13 protein-coding genes are annotated in these 18,532 nt (G+C 72.9%); 8 read left to right on the top strand and 5 right to left on the bottom strand.

Annotated elements, in window-relative coordinates; all coding sequences use genetic code 11:
- Positions 1-206: 206 nt before the first annotated feature.
- On the top strand, positions 207-2,027 hold the full coding sequence (locus NFU81_RS19865; protein ID WP_251491746.1) for a galactose-binding domain-containing protein: 1,821 nt from the start codon (positions 207-209) through the stop codon (positions 2,025-2,027).
- A gap of 64 nt (positions 2,028-2,091) precedes the next feature.
- On the opposite strand, the gene NFU81_RS19860 is transcribed toward NFU81_RS19865, so the two are convergent.
- Together NFU81_RS19860 and NFU81_RS19855 are read right to left on the bottom strand one after the other, a co-directional pair.
- Entirely contained in the window at positions 2,092-2,412 is a 321-nt protein-coding gene (locus tag NFU81_RS19860; RefSeq protein WP_251491745.1) for a hypothetical protein, read from the bottom strand.
- A gap of 19 nt (positions 2,413-2,431) precedes the next feature.
- Complete coding sequence (locus NFU81_RS19855) at positions 2,432-4,075, bottom strand: TROVE domain-containing protein (RefSeq protein WP_251491744.1); 1,644 nt, start codon at positions 4,073-4,075, stop codon at positions 2,432-2,434.
- A 370-nt stretch (positions 4,076-4,445) separates the two neighbouring features.
- On the opposite strand from NFU81_RS19855, the gene NFU81_RS19850 reads away from it, so the two are divergent.
- The 7 genes from NFU81_RS19850 (at position 4,446) to NFU81_RS19820 (ending at position 16,311) form a co-directional block, all read left to right on the top strand.
- Positions 4,446-5,393 carry a DUF5996 family protein gene (locus tag NFU81_RS19850; protein ID WP_251491743.1) on the top strand — a complete coding sequence of 316 codons (948 nt, stop codon included), beginning with the start codon at positions 4,446-4,448 and terminating at the stop codon, positions 5,391-5,393.
- A 456-nt stretch (positions 5,394-5,849) separates the two neighbouring features.
- On the top strand, positions 5,850-8,672 hold the full coding sequence (locus tag NFU81_RS19845; protein WP_422665233.1) for a DEAD/DEAH box helicase: 2,823 nt from the start codon (positions 5,850-5,852) through the stop codon (positions 8,670-8,672).
- A gap of 120 nt (positions 8,673-8,792) precedes the next feature.
- Positions 8,793-10,721, top strand: coding sequence for a molecular chaperone HtpG (gene htpG / locus NFU81_RS19840; RefSeq protein ID WP_251491742.1), 1,929 nt, complete (start codon positions 8,793-8,795; stop codon positions 10,719-10,721).
- Between the two features lie 173 nt (positions 10,722-10,894).
- Positions 10,895-12,976: a hypothetical protein gene (locus NFU81_RS19835; protein WP_251491741.1), complete on the top strand. Its 2,082-nt coding sequence runs from the start codon at positions 10,895-10,897 to the stop codon at positions 12,974-12,976.
- A 14-nt stretch (positions 12,977-12,990) separates the two neighbouring features.
- Positions 12,991-14,031: a hypothetical protein gene (locus NFU81_RS19830; protein WP_251491739.1), complete on the top strand. Its 1,041-nt coding sequence runs from the start codon at positions 12,991-12,993 to the stop codon at positions 14,029-14,031.
- 190 nt (positions 14,032-14,221) lie between these two features.
- Positions 14,222-14,935: a DUF4232 domain-containing protein gene (locus NFU81_RS19825; protein WP_251491737.1), complete on the top strand. Its 714-nt coding sequence runs from the start codon at positions 14,222-14,224 to the stop codon at positions 14,933-14,935.
- A gap of 185 nt (positions 14,936-15,120) precedes the next feature.
- Entirely contained in the window at positions 15,121-16,311 is a 1,191-nt protein-coding gene (locus NFU81_RS19820) for a damage-control phosphatase ARMT1 family protein (protein WP_251491735.1), read from the top strand.
- 16 nt (positions 16,312-16,327) lie between these two features.
- Here the strand turns inward: NFU81_RS19820 and NFU81_RS19815 are convergent, their stop codons facing one another.
- The 3 genes from NFU81_RS19815 to NFU81_RS19805 all read right to left on the bottom strand — a co-directional run bounded on the left by NFU81_RS19815 (position 16,328) and on the right by NFU81_RS19805 (position 18,520).
- Complete coding sequence (locus NFU81_RS19815; RefSeq protein WP_251491732.1) at positions 16,328-17,278, bottom strand: hypothetical protein; 951 nt, start codon at positions 17,276-17,278, stop codon at positions 16,328-16,330.
- Between the two features lie 113 nt (positions 17,279-17,391).
- A complete protein-coding gene (locus tag NFU81_RS19810; protein ID WP_422665240.1) occupies positions 17,392-17,877 on the bottom strand; it encodes a macro domain-containing protein in 486 nt (161 codons plus the stop codon).
- Between the two features lie 298 nt (positions 17,878-18,175).
- Positions 18,176-18,520 carry a hypothetical protein gene (locus tag NFU81_RS19805; protein WP_251491728.1) on the bottom strand — a complete coding sequence of 115 codons (345 nt, stop codon included), beginning with the start codon at positions 18,518-18,520 and terminating at the stop codon, positions 18,176-18,178.
- Between the last annotated feature and the right edge of the window lie 12 nt (positions 18,521-18,532).

The raw sequence follows: 18,532 nt of genomic DNA, 5'->3' as shown, positions 1-18,532 counted from the left end.
CAGGACCGCCCGCGGCGCCGCTCCCGGGCGCCTTCGCGCCCGCCCGATGTCCAGGGCCGCGTCTAAGTTCCGTAAACGTTGCCGGGTCCCTTGACAGTGCGGACGGCAGGGGAAGACTCTCCTGAGAGCGCTCTCACCTCCCCAACCCGGTACCGCGGCAAGGCCAGTTGCGGTACCGCCCCCCACAGGAGAAGGAGTACGACCGCATGTCGATCAGAGGCAAGCGATTGAGGCCGCCGGGCCGCGGGCCGCTCAGGCGGTTCGGGGTCGGGCTGCTGGCCGCGACGGCTGTGGCGGCCGTCACACTGGCCGGTTCCGGCCAGGCGACGGCCTCGGTGTCCGCCGGTTCCGCAGGCGCGGCCCCGGCTGCCGCGCAACCCGCCGCCGTCCAGCCCGCGGCGGTGCCCGCCGCGCCGGCCGGCTTCACCACCACCTGGAGCGACGACTTCAGCGGTGCCGCCAACACCGGGCTGAACACGGACACGTGGCGCTACGACGCCGGCGCCGGCTGGACCTTCGGGACCGGCGAGATCGAGACGATGACCAACAGCACGTCCAACGTCTACCAGGACGGCAGCGGCCACCTGGTGCTCAAGGCCCTGCACACCGGCACCGACCCGGCCGCCAACTGGACCTCGGGCCGGGTCGAGACGCAGGCCGACGGCTTCGGCGCCCAGCCGGGCGGCGTCGTGCGGATGCAGGCGTCGATCCAGCAGCCCGACGTGACCACCGCCAACGGCGCCGGCTACTGGCCGGCGTTCTGGATGCTCGGCTCACCGCTGCGGGTCGGGGTGCCGTGGCCCGGGTCCGGCGAGGTCGACATCCTGGAGGACATCAACGGCCGCAGCTCCGTCTTCGGCACCCTGCACTGCGGTGTCGGCTCCGGCGGCCCCTGCAACGAGACCAGCGGCGTCGGCAGCGGCGAGCGCGCCTGCTCCGGCTGCCAGACCGGCTACCACACCTACGCGGTGGAGGTCGACCGCTCGACCTCGCCCGAGCAGATCCGCTGGTACCTGGACGGCGCCAACTACTTCACGCTCAGCTCCAACCAGGTGGACGCGGCGGCCTGGGCCAACGCGGTCGACCACAGCTTCTACATCATCTTCGACCTGGCGATCGGCGGCGGCTTCCCCGCGGCCTTCGGCGGCGGCCCCAACGCCGCCACCGTCTCCGGCGGCCAGATGAACATCGACTACGTGGCCGTCTACAACAAGTCGCCCGACCACGGCGCCGACATCGCCAAGGGCAAGCCGACCACGTCCTCGTCCAACGAGAGCGCGACCTTCCCGGCGTCCAACGCCACCGACGGCGACATCACCACCCGCTGGTCCAGCGGCTTCTCCGACCCGCAGTGGCTGCAGGTCGACCTCGGCCAGAACTACAACCTCAACCACGCCACCTTGACCTGGGAGGCGGCGGCGTCCGCCTACCAGTTGCAGACGTCCACCGACGGCACCAACTGGACCACCGTCTACAGCAACAACAACAGCCCGGCCGACATCCAGGACACCAACCTGTCGGCGACGGCCCGCTACGTCAGGGTCTACGCCACGGCCAGATCCTCGCAGTACGGCGACTCGCTGTACGAACTCGCCCTGTACGGCAGCCCGTCGTCCGGCGGCGACCCCGGCGGCGGCCCGGCGACCCTGCTCTCGCAGGGGAGGACCGCGACCGCGTCGTCCTCGGAGAACGCGAGCTTCACCGCCCCGATGGCGGTGGACGGCAACGCCGGCACCCGCTGGTCGAGCGCCTTCACCGACCCGCAGTGGCTGCAGGTCGACCTCGGCGCGAGCCACACCGTCAGCCAGGTCGTCCTCAACTGGGAGACCGCGGCGGGCAAGTCCTACCAGATCCAGACCTCGCCCGACGGCACCAACTGGACCACCGTCTACAGCACCACGACCAGCACCGGCGGCAACCAGACCATCCCGGTCACCGGCACCGGCCGCTACGTCCGGATGAACGGCACCGCCCGCACCACGCAGTACGGCTACTCGCTGTGGGAGTTCCAGGTCTACGGCACCTGATCCCGCGCAGGCCCGCCGTTCCGGCCGCTCCGGTACGCACCCGCGTGCCGGAGCGGTCGCACGTTCAGCTCCTGCGACGCCGCCCGAGAAGGACGACGTTGCCGATCGCGGCGGCGGTCAGCACCGCCACGTTCAGCGTTCCGCTGCCCGCCGTCAGCCACCCGGCGTCACTGCCGTCGGCGACCGTGCGGGAGGCGAACAGCCCGCCGACGCCGGACAGCAGCGCGTAACCGCCGTAGACCGCCACCACAGCGGCGATGCCGCACGGCAGTGCCAGGACGATCGCGGCCAGGTAGTAGTGCCCGTCCTGGCGCACCGCGCCCGTGGCCGCGAGAACCGCGACCGTCCCCACGTACCCGTACTCCACCGGCCGTCTCCACCCCATGGCCGCAGTGTGGCAGCCCTCAGGAACGGGCCTGCAGCCAGGGCCAGTCGGCACTGCGGCCGGACTCCAGCAGCGGGATCATCCGGAACGCGTGGTCGGTGAGCCCGCCGAAGGTGTGCCGGCGGTCGTGGCCCGAGGGGGCCGCGCCGGCGACGTAGCCGGCCATGTTCCACATGTAGACCGGTACGTCCTTCGGTACGAGCGCGTCGACCTCGGTCGCCGGCATGCCGCCGTGCGCCGCGGCGTTGGACGGGAACCAACCCGGCCTGGTCTGCTCGTCGGTGACCACGATCACCCGGTCGTGGCCGTCGAAGTGCGCCGTGATCGCCGACGGGATGTCCGTGCCGTCGTGCCGCCCGAACGCCTCGACCAGCCGGAGCACGCTGCCGCCCTTGGGCACCCGGACGACCTTGTTGCGTATGCCGAACTCGACCAGCGTCGGCGCCTGCGCCCGTACCGCGAGTGCCGCGCCGAACACCGCCGCCTGCTCGGCCAGCGGGATGTCCGAGCCGTTCGGCGTCGAGAAGGCGTAGCCGGGGAACATCGACGGCGATCGGTCCACCAGGATCAGCGAACGGCCGCTCAGCGCAGGCACGTTGGACAGCGTCAGATTCAGCGCCCTGTCCAGCGCGTGCGCCCAGCGCAGCGAGTCGGTGTGCTTGTACGCGGCCCAGAGGCGGAAGGGCAGCATCCGGGAGCGGGCGATCTCCTGCGGGTCGGACAGCCGCCGCGCCACCTCCTCGGCGACGTCGTCGCCCACGCCCGCGCGGTCGAAGTTGCGCAGGTTGCGGGCCAGCGCGAAGACGCCCATCGAGGGGATCGCCGCCTCCCAGGCCGCCGCGTCCATCGGCCCCTGGAGCCAGCCGGCCAGCGACTCCCAGGTCATCCCGGCGGCCGCGAGCCGGTCCCGCCCGGTGGCGCCTGAGCGCACCAACTCCCGCCGCCGCTCGACCGGTTCCGCCAGCAGCGTGGCCCGCTCCCTGAGCACGCCGAGCTGCTCGGGGATCTCGCCGTCCCGGCCGTGCCGGCGGTCGATGGCGTGCCGGAACAGCTCGCCCTGCCAGGGCGCCTTCGGCGCCGCGTGCACCAGTTCCAGGACGTCGCCGAAGCGGAAGGCCGACGCGGCGGAGTCGTACTTGAGCAGTGCCTTCTCCGTGTAGAGCGCGCGGACCGCGTCGGCGACACCGCGCTTGACCGGCTTGGGCACAGCCCGCCCGTAGCGCGACATCCAGTACGCCAGCAGCTCGCCCGGCTCGTCGGCCCGGAGCAGCACCGAGGCGACGACCGCCCGGTTGCCGACCCGGCCGCCGTCCGCCGGCGGCTCGTCCGCCGCCAGCCGCGCGTGCACGAACTCGGCGGCGCCGACGATCGCCGCGGTCCGCAGGTTGCCCTCCCCGCGCAGCCAGCCCAGCAGCCCGGCCGTCCACTCCGGGTCCTCGACGGCCAACTGCCGTACGAGGGTGGTGAAACGGTCGTCGCGGTCGCCGCCCTTCTCGTAGAAGGTGTCGGTCCCGACGAGGTTGGCGACGGCCAGCAGGAACAGCTCCGACCTGGCGTCGCGCCGGTAGCCGGCCGCCCCCTCCGCGGTCGCCACCCGCTCCCCGGTGGTCCGCACCGGCGACGCGGCGGCCGCGCGGACGCGGCGGATGTTGAAACGGGCCATGCGAAATCTCCCCCTCGCGGCAAGCCGCACATGGCGTGAAGGGAGAGCGCAGCCCGGGTCGTCCGCCCCGCGGGCGCGGGGCGGACGACGGCTGTGCCTCCCGAGATCAGGTCGGCTGCGGCCCGCGGGGATCGACCCCCGCTCGCCCGAGGGCGATTCGCCAAAGAAGTATCCGCGGCCTGCGCACCGGGAGGTGCAGGACCATGCCCCGACGATAGCCCGCGCCCAGGCCCCGGCGCCTGGGTATTTCAGGCACCCCGCGGGCGGCGGGTACCCCGTACGGCGGCCACCGCTGGCGGGCGGTCCGCGGGGCACGCACGATGGGCCGCAGAGCACAGGCCGACGGACGACCCTGGAGAGCGAGAGCGACGTGGACGTCTTCCCCCCGCTGCCGCTGGAGGACTGGCGGGACACCAAGGAGACGCTGCACCGCTTCCTGCAGATCGTCGGCAAGATCCGGCTGGCCGGTAGCCCCCGCAGCAACCACTGGTGGAACGTCCCGTTCCATCTCACCGGGCAGGGCGTCACGACCCGCCCGATGGGACCCGTCCGCGGCGGGGACTCCTTCTGCATCGACTTCGACTTCGTCGCCCACCGGCTCGTGGTGCGGACGCTGGCCGGCCGGCAGGTGTCCTTCCCGCTGGCCGGCCGGTCGGTCGCCGACTTCTACCGGGACACCGTCACCGCCCTGGTCGCGCTCGACATCGACGCGGAACCGGAGCACCCGTACCCGTACGACCTTCCCGACGCGCGCCGGCCCTTCGCCGAGGACCACGAGCACCGCAGCTACGACACCGCCGCGGTCACCCGCTACTGGCACATCCTCAGCCAGGTCGACCTGCTGCTGGAGCGGTACGCGGCCGGCTTCTCCGGCAAGACCAGCCCGGTCCACCACTTCTGGCACACCTTCGACATCGCGGTGACCCGCTTCTCCGAGCGCGAGATCACCCCGCCCGCCGGCGCCGACCCGGTCACCCGGGAGGCGTACTCGCGCGAGGTGATCAGCGCGGGCTTCTGGTTCGGCGACGACACCGTGCCCGCGCCCGCCTTCTACTCCTACACCGCCCCCGAACCGCCCGGCCTGGCCGACCGCCCGCTGTACCCGGACGCCGCCCGGTGGTCCGAGGCCCGCGGCAGCCACATCGCGCTGCTGATGTACGACGACGCCCGCGCCGCCGCCGACCCCTGGGACACCACGCTCCGCTTCCTCGACAGCGCCTACCGTGCGGGAGCCGAGCTGACCCACTGGGAGCGCACCCGCGAGTGCCCCGGCGGCATCACCGACCCGCGGCTGCGCACCTCCCCCGCGGCGGGCTGACGCTCGTACGCCGCCGCCCGGCTCGCCGCCCGGTCGTGCTCAGTACTGCCAGTGCGCCCTTCCGGACACCATCCTGCACGTGATGGAGCGGCCGCTCGGTCCGTGGTGGTGCTGCCGAGGTCTGCGTTCCGGCAGAACTGGCCGAGCCGATCCTCAGCCGCCGGTGGCGTCCCCCGCGCCCCTGGCGGTCGCCCTCCTGGGCGCCTTCGGCCGGGGGCGGTGGTCGGGTGGGCTCCCCTGGCGCGGGGGTGCCTGTGAGGGGCGCGGGGAACTGCGCGGCCGGCAGTCGACGGGCTGCACGTCGTCACCGGCCCCGGAGGGGCAATCGCTGTCGTCTTCCGGCCACCGGCCGGTGGTGGGTGCGCGGGGCTTCCGCGAGCGGGGAAGGAGGGTGTCCGTGCAGGCGGATAGCCTGCGGGGAGGAGTGGGCGAACGGCCGGGAGAGGGTGCGGGCAGGTGGCGGTGCGGTCGTGGGAGGGGGCAGGCGGCCAGGCCGGCACCCCGGTCGACCGGGCGCGGGTGATCGCCGCGCTGCCCGTGCTCGCCGCGGGAGAAGCGGGGTTCCTGCCCGCCGACCCGCCCCGCCAGGGGCGCATCGCGTTCTGGACGCCGGGCGGGGAGCCGCCCGATGTCGGGGTGGCGCCGGAGGACCTGGAGGTCGCCGGCTCCGTACGGCCCGTGCGGGCCGTCCTGCTTCCCGTCGAGCACGCGCTCCAAGTGCTGACCCGCTGCCGATCCCTCGGCACCGCGGGGCGCGCGTCGGCCGGTACGGCCTTCTGGGGCGCCGCGGCCACGATGGGGCTGAGCCTGCTCGCCCGCGGGCAGGTGCAACCCGCGGGTGCGGAGGCGGGCGGCTGGCGGGCCGGTCCGCTGGAGGGCGCCGACCGCGACCGGCTTGACGCGCTCGCCGCAGCCATGCCGCCCGAGGCGCGAACGACGGTACCGGCCGAGCCGGAACCGCTGCTGCGGGCCTTCCTGGACGCGGTGGCGGACGCGCTCACCCGTACGGCGCCCACCCGGCAACCGGCGCGGCCGGCGCGGTCGGCGGTGCCGGCGAGGCCCGCGCCCGCCCCGCAAGCCCCACCGCCCCCGCCCGCCCCCGGCGTGACGATCTCCCTGCGCGTCGAGCCCACGGAGGAGCAGACCTTCCGCGCGGTCGTCCAGCTGGCGAGCGTGGCCGACCCCGCGGCCCTCACCGACGCCGCCCGCCTGTGGGCGGGCACCGCCGCGGCGCCGGAACTGTTCGGCCCGCACGCCCGTACCGACGTCGCGACCGCGCTGCGCCGCGCCGCCCGCGTATGGCCGCCGGCCGGCCGGCTGCTGAGCGCGCAGGACCCGGCCGAGCTGGAGCTGTCCGGCGACGAGGCGACCGCCCTGCTGGGCCTGGCGGCGACGCGCCTGGCCGCCGCCGGGATCGCCGTGCACTGGCCCAGGGACCTGGTGCGTGGCCTGACCGCCACGGGAGTGGTCGAGCCGGTGCGCGAGGCACCGCGGTCCTCCGCCGAGACCTTCCTGTCCTCCGGCAGCGTGCTGGGCTTCCGCTGGCGGGTCGCGCTCGGCGAGCAGGAACTCACCGCGGGGGAGCTGGAGCGCCTGGTGCACACGCACCAGCCGCTGGTGCGGCTGCGGGACCATTGGGTGGTCGTGGACCACGAGCTGGTACGCCGCCTGCGCCGCCGCCGGCCGCCGCTGACCGCGATCGACGCCCTGCGTGCGGCGCTGACCGGCGGCGTCGAGCTGGACGGCGGCGAGCGGGTGCCGGTCACGGCCGGCGGCGTGCTGGCCGAGCTGCGGGCACGTATCACCGAGCCGGGTGGCGAGCCCGGCTCCCGCCAAGGCCCGCCGCAGGCACTCGCCGGAACCCTGCGGGACTACCAGCTCCGCGGCCTGGACTGGCTGCACCGGATGACCTCCCTGGGCCTCGGCGGCTGCCTGGCCGACGACATGGGCCTCGGCAAGACGGTCACCCTCATCGCGCTGCACCTGCGCCGCCAGGAGCACGCGGCCACCGCGGGCCCGGCCCTGGTGGTCTGCCCGGCCTCGCTGCTGGGCAACTGGGAGCGCGAGATCCGCCGTTTCGCCCCCGCCGCCCCCGTGCACCGCTTCCACGGCCCGGGCCGCGACCTGGCAGGGACGGACGGCGGCGGCTTCGTCCTGACCACGTACGGGACGATGCGCCGCGACGCCGACCTCCTGGCCGCGGCCCACCCCTGGGGCCTGCTGGTCGCCGACGAGGCCCAGCACGCCAAGAACCCGCACTCCCGCACCGCGCAGGCGCTGCGCGCGATCCCCTCAGGCGGCCGCGTCGCGCTGACCGGCACCCCGGTCGAGAACAACCTCACCGAGCTGTGGGCCGTCCTCGACTGGACCACCCCGGGCCTGCTCGGCAGCCTCCCGTCCTTCCGCGACCGCTACGCACGGGCCGTCGAGGGCGACCGGGACACCCGCGCGGCCGCGCAACTGGCCGCCCTCGTACGCCCCTTCATGCTGCGCCGCCGCAAGTCCGACCCGGGCATCGCGCCGGAGCTGCCGCCCAAGACCGAGACCGACCGGCCGGTCTCCCTCACCAGGGAGCAGGTCGCCCTCTACGAGGCCCTGGTCCGCGAGCAGATGGCCGAGATCGAGGGCAGCGAGGGCATGGCCCGGCGCGGCCTGGTGATGAGGCTGCTCACCGGCCTGAAGCAGGTCTGCAACCACCCGGCGCAGTTCCTCAAAGAGCCCGCGGGCGCGAAACTGCCGGGCCGCTCGGGCAAGCTGGCGCTGCTGGACGACCTGCTGGACACCGTCCTCGCCGAGGACGACTCGGCCCTGGTCTTCACCCAGTACGTGTCGATGGGACGGCTGATCGAACGCCACCTGGCCGCCCGGGGCGTCGGCACCGCCTTCCTGCACGGCGGCACCCCGGTCGGGCGCCGCGAGCGGCTGGTCGACGACTTCCAGGCGGGCGGCCCGCGGGTGTTCCTGCTGTCGCTGAAGGCGGCCGGCACGGGCCTGAACCTGACCCGCGCCGGGCACGTCATCCACTACGACCGCTGGTGGAATCCGGCGGTCGAGGACCAGGCCACCGACCGGGCGTACCGGATCGGCCAGACCCGTCCCGTGCAGGTGCACCGGCTGATCGCCGAGGGGACGGTGGAGGACCGGGTCGCGGAGATGCTGCGCGGCAAGCGCGAACTCGCCGACGCCGTGCTGGGCGCGGGGGACGGCGAGGCGGCGCTGTGCGACCTGAGCGACGGGGAGCTCGCCGAGCTGGTCACCCTGCGAAGGCCCCGCCGCTGAGCACGGGGGTGATCTAAAGTGCTGCGGTCAGTAACTGTCACCCGTCACACCGTCGCCACGTCACCCCCCGTGACCCGGCGGCCTCGTGACCCGGAGAAGGACCAGAAGGACCAACGGACCATGGCGACCGAGACGTTCGAGTTCCAGGTGGAAGCCCGCCAGCTTCTGCAGATGATGATCCACTCGATCTACTCCAACAAGGACGTGTTCCTGCGCGAGTTGATCTCCAACTCCTCCGACGCGCTGGACAAGCTGCGGCTCGAAGCGCTCCGCGACGACGCGCTCGGCGCGGACGTGTCCGACCTCCACATCGCCCTGGACGCCGACCCGCAGGCCCGCACGCTGACCGTGCGGGACAACGGCGTCGGCATGTCGCGCGACGAGGTCGTCGAGCTGATCGGGACGATCGCGAACTCGGGTACGGCGGCCTTCCTGCGGGAGCTGAAGGAGTCCGGCGACGCGGCGGCCCCGGCGCAGGGCCTGATCGGCCAGTTCGGCGTCGGGTTCTACTCCAGCTTCATGGTCGCCGACGAGGTGACGCTGCTGACCCGGCGGGCGGGCGAGAGCCAGGGCACCCGCTGGACGTCGAGCGGCGAGGGCACGTACACGGTGGAGACCGTGGACGACGCCCCGCAGGGCACCGCGATCACGCTGCGGCTCAAGCCGGAGGACACCGAGGACCGGCTGCACGACTACACCTCGCCGTGGAAGCTCAGGGAGATCGTCAAGCGCTACTCGGACTTCATCACCTGGCCGATCCGGATGGCCGCGGCGCCGACCGCGGAGGCCGACGACGCCGGCGCGGACGACGCCGAGCCCGCCGGCCCCGAGACCCTCAACTCGATGAAGGCCCTGTGGGCGCGCTCCCGCGACGAGGTCGGCGAGGACGAGTACCACGAGCTGTACAAGCACATCAGCCACGACTGGACCGACCCGCTGGAGACCATCCGGCTGCACGCGGAAGGCACCTTCGAGTACCAGGCGCTGCTGTTCATCCCCGCCCACGCGCCCCAGGACCTCTTCGTCCAGGGTTACAAGCGCGGCGTGCAGCTGTACGTGAAGCGGGTGTTCATCATGGACGACTGCGAAGCGCTGATGCCGTCGTACCTGCGCTTCGTCAAGGGCGTGGTGGACGCGCAGGACCTGTCGCTGAACGTGTCCCGGGAGATCCTGCAGCAGGACCGGCAGATCCAGCTCATGCACCGCAGGCTGGCCAAGAAGGTGCTCTCGACGGTGAAGGACATGAGGTCCGCGCACCCCGAGCGCTACGCCACCTTCTGGCGGGAGTTCGGCCGCGTCCTGAAGGAGGGCCTGCTCGGCGACACCGAGAACCGCGACGCCATCCTCGGGGTGTCCTCCTTCGCCACCACCCACGACAAGGATCAGCCGACGGGGCTGGCGCAGTACGTGGAGCGGATGAAGGAGGGCCAGGAGCACATCTACTACCTGACCGGCGAGTCGCGCCAGGCCATCGAGAACTCCCCGCACATGGAGGCCTTCCAGGCCCGCGGCATCGAGGTGCTGCTGCTCACCGACCCCGTCGACGAGGTGTGGGTCGACACCGCCCCGCAGTTCGACGGCCGGGAGTTCCGCTCGGTCGCCAAGGGCGACGTCGACCTCGGCAGCGAGGAGGAGAAGGAGCAGGCGGGGACCGAGCGCGAGAAGCAGCAGGAGGAGTACGCGGGCCTGCTGACCTGGATGGCGGAGCGGCTGACCGAGCACGTCAAGGAGGTGCGCCTCTCCTCCCGGCTGACCGTCTCGCCCGCCTGCATCGTCTCCGACACCTACGACGTGACCCCGGCGCTGGAGAACCTCTACCGCGCGATGGGCCAGGAGATCCCGCACCCCAAGCGCATCCTCGAACTCAACCCGGCCCACCCCCTGGTGACCGCGCTCAACCGCGGCCACGCGGCGGACCCGGCGGCTCCCGAGCTGGCCGAGTCCGCGGAGCTCCTGCACAGCCTGGCGCTGCTGGCCGAGGGCGGCGAACTCCCCGACCCGGCGCGTTTCGTCAAACTGATGGCCACCCGCCTGGAGCGCACCGTCTGAGCCCGGTCCCGGAAAGCGCGGCGTACGGCCAGGGGCACGGAACCTGGCCGTAGCGCCCCGCATGACATGCTGGTGGGATGCAACTCTCCTTCGCCGATGCTCAGACCCCCGAGCCTGCACCTGGGGACGGCGAAGGGGCTTTCCGTCTGGAGCGCCGATTCGACGCCCCTTTCGTGGCGGCACTCGCAATGCGCGAGAAGCAGGTCCAGCAGTCGTACCGCCCCATCATCAGCATTCACAAGTGGTTCGCCCGGCGCCCGGGAAGTGTTTTCCGCAGCCTGATCCTCTCCGAATTCGCGGAAAAGGAACTCCAGGAGGCGTACTGGGAGGGAAACCGCTTCGACGGGGTGGTCGCCGATCCGTTCATGGGCGGCGGGACGACGATTTTCGAGTCCCTGCGGGTCGGCGCCAGCGCGGTGGGCTGCGACATCAACCCCATGGCCTACTGGCTGGTGCGGCAGGCCGTGGACCCGATCGACCTCGACGCATTCCGTGCGGCGGGCCGCCAGGTCTTCGACGAGCTGAATTCCCGGGTCGGCGAACTCTACAAAACCGCCTGCACATCCTGTGACAGGGAAGCGGACGTCAAGTACTTCCTCTGGGTCAAGACGTGCGCGTGCCCGGGATGCGGCGGCCTGACGTCGCTCTTCCCCGGTTACCGGGTGGCCGAGTCCGTCCGGCACCCGAAAGAGGTCTTCACCTGCCCCGCCTGCGACGTCCTGCAGGAATTCGCGAAGGGCGACAAGAAGGCCTGCGCCTCGTGCGGGCTCGACCTGTCGCAGGGGAACACCCGGCGCGGCAAGACGGTCTGCCTCGACTGCGGGACCGAGTTCGCCCACCTGAAGGAAATGGGCGGACCGCCGCAGCACCGGCTTTTCGCGATCGAGTACCAGTGCTCCCACTGCTACGCGAGCACGCCGGGCCGCCAGTTCAAGAGCCCGGACGGCGACGACCACCGCAGGCTCCGGCAGGCCGACGAACTGCGGGCGGCCTCCCCGGTCTCCGATCTGATCCCCGACGAGTCCATCCCCGAGGGCGACGAGACCAACCGCCTGCACCGGTGGGGGTACTCGCACTACCGGGAGCTGTTCAGCAGCCGCCAGCAGTTCGGCCTCGGCATCCTGGCCGACATCATCAGGAACGTCGGGGACCGGCGCATGCGGCACGCGCTGGCCACGGTCTTCAGCGACTTCCTGCGCTACCAGAACCTCCTGTGCCGCTACGACACCTACGCGCTGAAGTGCCAGGACATCTTCTCGGTGCACGGCTATCCGGTCGGCCTGGTCGCGTGCGAGAACAACCTTCCCGGCATTCCGCGGGTCGGGTCGGGCTCCTTCATCCACTTCGTGGAGAAGTTCGCCAAGGCGAAGAAATACGCGCAGGCACCGTACGAGACGACGCACAACCGCGGGGCCAAGAAGCTCGTGCCGACGCCGGGGGAGTCCATCGAGGCGGCCGTCGTGTCGGCGGAACCGCGTCCCGCCGACCGGGCGGCCTGGCTGAACTGCTCCCCCTCCCACGCCCTGGACCTGCGCGCGGAGAGCCTGGACGCGGTCTTCACCGACCCGCCGTATTTCGACAACGTCCAGTACGCGGAGCTGATGGACTTCTGCTTCGTCTGGCTGCGCAGAATACTGGCCGACGAGGTCGAGCCGTTCCGCCGGGAGTCGACGCGGACCGCGTTCGAGCTGACCGGGAACCGCACGCTGGGGCGCGGGCTCGACACCTTCACCCGCGGGCTGAGCGAGGTCTTCGTCCGGATGTCGGGGGCGATGAAGCGCGGCGCCCCCTTCGCCTTCACCTACCACCACAACGACGCCGCAGCGTACGTGCCGCTGGTGGTGGCGATGCTGGACGCCGGATTCACCTGCACGGCCGTTCTGCCCGCGCCCGCGGAGATGGCCGCGTCCCTGCACATCGCGGGGACGAACTCCTCGATCCTCGACTCGGTCTTCGTGTGCAGGAAGAGGGAATTCGTCGCTTCCGCCACATCCGCCCCTTCTGCGCCTTCTGTTCCGCATCCCCGGGGGTCGATCGCCGCCGCGGTGCGGCGGGACGTCGCGAGCATGAAGACGGCCGGGTACGAGTGCACGGCCGGCGACATCGCGTGCCTGGAGGCCGGCCACGTGGCCGGGGAGGCCGTCCGTAGACTCGCGGCCGGGGAATGGAATCCCCACGCACCCGTGGAGACGCGGATGACGGCGGTCCGGGCGACCGTCGACTCGCTCGTGGAGGGATTCCACCGTGAACCGTGACCGTGGGGGCCGGATTGAACACGACGCGACCTTTCCAGTTCGGCCGGCTGCCCGCGGGCGCTGATCTCGACGCGCTCGTCGCGGTCACCTTCGGCGATCTCACCAGCCAGTTCATGAACATGCCGCGGGGCTCGTCCTTCGTGGAGTACGACGCGTTCCGCTCCGGCTACGAGGCGCTGCGGATGGCCACCGGCGGTTTCGCGGCCTTCGACGCCGACACCTGCTGGGCCGCCCTGGTCGACGACGCGCGCGCCTTCCTGGCCCTGCGGGCGATCCTCGGGGTGACGCCGCCGGAGTGGGGCGACCTCACCCGGGAGCGCACCGGCGCGACGATCCCCAACGGCTCGGCCCGCACCTACGACGGTGCCGCCAAGAAGGACCCCGGCTACTTCGCGCGCTGCACGCCGCTGGTCGCCTCCCGCGTCCGCGCCATGCTCGACGCCGCCTGCGACGTCCTGCTGGGCGGTGTCGAGGAGGTGCCCGAGGGGGCGGTCAACCGCCTCGACAAGTTCGACACCCGTCAGGGCGTCCCGAGCATCTCCTACGCCGCCGAGAACCACGTCCCCTACGCGGTGCTCCTCTACGAGCGGTTCCTCGGGCGCCCCTTCGCCGGACACCGCGACGCCGTCTCGGAGAGCGTCGGGGACGTCATGGAGAGCGCGATCGAGGCCCTCCTGAGGCAGCACCGCATCCCGTTCAGGAAGACCGGGCGGGCCGAACGCGTCCCCGGGTTCGAGCAGGCCCCCGACTTCTTCGTCCCGGACGAGATATCCCCGCGGGTCGTCATAGAGGCCAAGATCACCGGCGACGACGGCACCGCCCGCGACAAGGTCTCCCGGATCCTGCGCCTCGGGCAGATGCGGGACAGCGCGGCACAGGAGGGCAGAAGGCCCTGGCAGTTGGTCGCCTGCATCGACGGCCGCGGCTTCGGGGTCCGCAAGCAGGACATGCGGGACCTGCTGACGGTGACGCGGGGCAAGGTCTTCACCCTGAACACCCTGGAGGGGCTCGTCCCCTTCACCGACCTGGCGGTATTCGTCCCGCCTGCTGTGTGAGCGGTGAGGGCGGGCACCTCCCCCGGTCCCTTCCGCGGCCGTTGTGGCTCTGTCTCAGGCGCGTGACAGCACCGTCCTGTTCGTGAGACGGCACGAACCGGCGGGTTCGCCGCGAGCGTGGTGATGATCGTCAACGCGGTGGCACGGAGGAGTCCGGCAGCCGCGTCCGCCACCTGGAGGGGAACCCGTCATGAACCGTCGTCAGCTGCGTACCGCCCTTGCCGTCACCGCCGCCTCCTGCGCGGGCCTGCTGATGACGGCGTGCGGCAGCAGCGACAAGCCGGCGGCGTCGGCGGGCTCCTCGCCCACCGCGACGGCCACGTCTGCCGCGCCGGCCGCCCCTGCGGCATCCACGCCGGCGAGCACTCCGGCGACGCCCGGCAGCGCCACCACCGCGCCGAAGTCCTCCGGCGGCGGCACCACGGGAAGCGATACGGGCAGCAGCGACAAGAGCGCGGGCACGTCCGGTACGGCCGGCGGCAGCACGGACAAGTCCGGCTGGGGCCAGAGCTGCGGCACCGACGACATCACCTGGAGCGTCAGCTCCCAGTCCCAGGCGGGCGGTTACTTCCTGATCAAGGCCAAGGCCAACCCCGGCATCACCTGCGTCCTGCCCATCGGGGTGCCGGTCGTCGCCTTCGGCTCCGACGGAACCGAGGCCAAGCCCGCGGAGCAGTCCGCCGGGCAGCCCATCACCCTGCGCGCGGGCGTCACCGTCTACGCGGGCGTGAACCCCAAGACCACCAGCGACAACGGCGGCAAGGAACTGGACAGCCTCATCCTCTCCGTCGCCGACGACGACCCCGACCCGGTGTCCGTGAAGGTCGGTTCGTACGTCGTCGACCACCCGATCGTCACCGACTGGCACACGGACGCCGCGGACGCCGTCCCCTTCTCCGACTGAGGCCGACCGGGTCCGTTCCGGCGGCGGGCACTGCCCGCCGCCGGAACGGCGCTCCCGGCAGGCGGCGCTTCGGCGGGTCAGCGCGCGGCCCCGCCCGTACGATCGGTGACCGGGCAATCGTGACCGGGTAACCGGTGGCCGGGCGATCGGTGGCCGGGTCGGGCAAGACGAAGGATTCCGTGGAGATGGCCGAAGCATCCGGCGTACCTGTGATCGTCAGCGAGCCCGGCTCGTTCGCGTGGACCGTACTGGCCGAGCGGCACCCCGCCCTGATCCGGCAGGTCCGCGACGCCTTCCCCTATCCGCCCGAGCGGCAACTCGCCCTGGACGCGCTCCAGGAGGAGACCGCGCACGGCGTGGTCGAACCCCTGCCGGCCGGAGCCGTCGGCGGCGGCCAGTGGGCGGAGTGGGGCAGGGGCCACGTCGGCCGGTCGTGGTTCGAGGTGCCGTTCCTGTGGGCGGAGAGCTACTTCTACCGCCGACTCCTCGAAGCGGTCGGCTACTTCGGCCCCGGCCCCTGGCAAGGGGTCGACCCCTTCGCTCCCTTCAAGCGCGCCGAGCTCAACGGCCCGGAGGTGGAGGGCGAGTTGGCGGCCCTGGACGAGGTGGCGGGGCTGCCGCGCGAAGCGCAGGACCAGGCGCTGCTCGCGGGCTCGTTGTGGGGCAACCGGGCCGACCTGGGGTTCCGCATCTCCGCCGGCGAGTCGGGCGAGTCCGGTACGTCCGGCACGTCCGGCACGGCGGAGTCCCACGTCATCGCCGACGACAGCGCCCCGTTCTGGCGGCACCTGGCGGACTCCGCCGCCGCGACGGTGTACCTGGTCGCCGACAACGCGGGCCGCGAGCTGATCCCCGACCTGGTCCTCCTGGACCACCTGCTGTGCACCGGCCGCGCCGACCGGGCCGTCCTGCACGTCAAGCCGTACCCCTACTACGTCTCCGACGCCACGACCGCCGACGTCGTCGACTGCCTGCGCCGCATGGCCCAGGCCCCGGGCCGCGCACGCGAGATCGCCCACCGCCTGTGGTCCGCCCTCACCGCCGGCCGCCTGGCCGTACGCGCCCACCCCTTCTCCTGCGCCCCGCTGCCCTACGCCGACATGCCCGGCGACCTGCGCGCCGACCTCGCCCACGCGACCGTCGCCGTCGTCAAGGGCGACCTCAACTACCGCCGCCTGGTGGGCGACAGGCGCCGGCCGCCCACCACCCCCTTCGGCGGCCTCACGTCGTACTTCCCCAGCCCGCTGCTGGCCCTGCGCACTCTGAAGTGCGACGTCGCCGTGGGCCTGGCACCCCCGACGCTCGCGGCCCTGGAGAACACCGGCGAGCCCTGGCGGACCACCGGCAGCTACGCGGTGATCCACTTCCGGCCGTGACCGACGGCTCCCGGGGTCACCCGGCCGGTGCCGTCGGCGTCGCGTCGCCGGTGCCGCCGTCGCTCGGGGTGGGAGTCGGCGTCGGAGTGGTGGGCGTCGGCTCGGGGGTGGTCCGGGTCGGGGTCGGAGTCGGGGTGGGGCGGGTGGCGCCGGTGGACGGGGTCGGCGTGGAGCGGGGGTGCGAGGGCGTGGTGGCCGGGTCGGGGCGCCCGCCGCTGTCGCGCTCCTGCGGGCCGCCGGTGCCCGGGGCGGGGCTGGGGGTGGGCTCGGTGCCGCCGGAGTGCGGCGAGTCGTGGCCGGTGACGGCGTTGCCGATGGTCGTGCCGTGCCCGTTCCCGCTGATGTTCTCCCCGGCGACGGCCTCGTAGGCGGTGATCCCGCCCATGGTCAGGCCGAAGGCGAGCGCGACGGCGACGGCCGGCCGCTTCCAGTTGCGCCGCCGGGCACGGTAGGAGGTGGCCTCGCCGTAGCCGTCACCGAAGCCGGCGGGCGGAGCCGTCCCGGCGGGCTCCGGCTCCGGCTCCGGGAGCACTCGGGTGCGGTCCGTGCGGTCCGTGCCGTCCGTGCGGTCGGTGCGGTCCGCCGCTCGCGCCGCGTCCGTCCGCGACCACGCCTGCTCCCGTATCCGGCGGACGCCGGGGCGGGCCTGCACCGCGACCTCCTGGACCTGCCGGCCGGTGCGCCGGAAGAAGTGCTGGAGGATCGAGCCGCCGCAGGTGCCCAGGACGCTGACCACGCCCGCACCCACGATGGTGCCGTAGACGCCGAGGTTCGAGGCGAGCTTGGCGGCCACGACCGCGGCGACCGCGCTCCCCGCCACCTGCGGCACGTTCAGGTCGAGCCTGCCCTCGCGGCGCCCTGCGGCGGCCTGCTTCTCCGGCGCCGTCCACCCGCCGTGCGGCGGCTGCACGTGCTCCGTGCGCCCCGTCTCCGCCGGGTGCCCGTCACCGCCCCGTGCCTCGCCCATGCTGGACCTGCCCGCCTCTCCGATCGACCTCCTGGGGTCAGACGGGTAAGCGGAACCGCAAGTTCCTTTTGTCGGACTTTCGTGAGGTACGCCTCATACCGGCGGCGGCGCCGTCAGTCGTGGTCGTAGACGGTGACGGGCACGTCAGCGCCGACGAGACGCGCGACGATCAGCGGCTCGACCCGCTCCCACTTCCCGCCCGCGAGCCCGCAGCCGATCCGCGGCATGTGAACCGACGCCTCCAGCTCCGCGGCCCGTGCGGCGACGGTCCCGAGAGCGGTGTCGATCGCCTCGTACCGCACGGGGACGCCCTTGCTGCCGGTGCGCATCCCGTGCTGCCCGATCATGTTGGCGACCCACAGCAGCCGGTCCACCTGCACGACCTGGACGGCCCCCAGCCCGAAGTCGTTCTTCGCCCGCTCCCGGTGCCACCGCCGGTACGCGGCCTCCGGTTCGCCCCACCGCCTGGAGACCGCCAGCACGAACCCCTTCCCCCAGCCCCCCAGGTCATTGCAGACATGCGCGATGACCTTCGGCCCCTTCCCCAGCGGCGTCGTCGCATCCCCGCGTACGTACGCGATCCCGGTCCCCATCCCCATCCCCATGCCTTCCACGCTAGCCCCCACCACCGACATCCCCCGGCCCGCGGTTCACGGCAGGTCGACGTCGCAGCCGCCCGCGGCCTCGATCAGCCAGAGCAGCGCGCCCGGCCTCCGTAGGGGTGCCCGTCGGTGCCGAAACGGACCCAGCCGGTGCTGCGTCCTCCGGCGCCGCCGTCCCACCAGCGCCAGCTGCGGCTGCCGGCCGCCCCGTCGGGATCGAAGAGGCCGATCCAGTCCAGCAGCCGCCAGTCGGCGACCGCGTCCGTTCTGAACTCGGTGTCGCGCTGCTGCCGGGTCAGGCCGCGCCACCAGGCCGTCCAGGGGGCAGTGCTGCGGCCAGTGCGAGCCCGAGCGGGCCTGCGGCGTCGATCACCGGCTGCTCCGCCGCCGTCCGGCCGCTCCGGCCGGCGTACGCGTGACGATGGAGGGCCGTCCGCCGTACGGCCCCGTCGAGCCGCAGCACCATGTGCGGGCGCGCGGCCAGGAGGTCCAGCGCGGTGGCGGACTCCCCGGCGTCGTCCATGGCGCGCACCGCGGCGACGAGGTCGTCGTCGGCCTCGCGGGGGTCGGCTGCCTCACGGGTCAGCGCGGCCTCGAACGCCGGGAGAACGGAGGGCTGCGGCACGGAAGTCCTGGACATGCGGACATCGTG

This window comes from Actinacidiphila cocklensis, assembly GCF_907177275.1.
Taxonomy (GTDB): Bacteria; Actinomycetota; Actinomycetes; order Streptomycetales; family Streptomycetaceae; genus Actinacidiphila; species Actinacidiphila cocklensis.
The sequence above is the reverse complement of the archived record's forward strand: the minus strand, read 5'-3'. Positions and strand labels throughout refer to the sequence as shown.

Coding starts and splice junctions, on each gene's coding strand:
- NFU81_RS19865 (WP_251491746.1), top strand. CDS start 207: ATGTCGATCAGAGGCAAGCGATTGAGGCCGCCGGGCCGCGGGCCGCTC.
- NFU81_RS19860 (WP_251491745.1), bottom strand. CDS start 2,412: ATGGGGTGGAGACGGCCGGTGGAGTACGGGTACGTGGGGACGGTCGCG.
- NFU81_RS19855 (WP_251491744.1), bottom strand. CDS start 4,075: ATGGCCCGTTTCAACATCCGCCGCGTCCGCGCGGCCGCCGCGTCGCCG.
- htpG (WP_251491742.1), top strand. CDS start 8,793: ATGGCGACCGAGACGTTCGAGTTCCAGGTGGAAGCCCGCCAGCTTCTG.
- NFU81_RS19825 (WP_251491737.1), top strand. CDS start 14,222: ATGAACCGTCGTCAGCTGCGTACCGCCCTTGCCGTCACCGCCGCCTCC.
- NFU81_RS19820 (WP_251491735.1), top strand. CDS start 15,121: ATGGCCGAAGCATCCGGCGTACCTGTGATCGTCAGCGAGCCCGGCTCG.
- NFU81_RS19815 (WP_251491732.1), bottom strand. CDS start 17,278: ATGGGCGAGGCACGGGGCGGTGACGGGCACCCGGCGGAGACGGGGCGC.
- NFU81_RS19810 (WP_422665240.1), bottom strand. CDS start 17,877: ATGGGGATGGGGACCGGGATCGCGTACGTACGCGGGGATGCGACGACG.
- NFU81_RS19805 (WP_251491728.1), bottom strand. CDS start 18,520: ATGTCCAGGACTTCCGTGCCGCAGCCCTCCGTTCTCCCGGCGTTCGAG.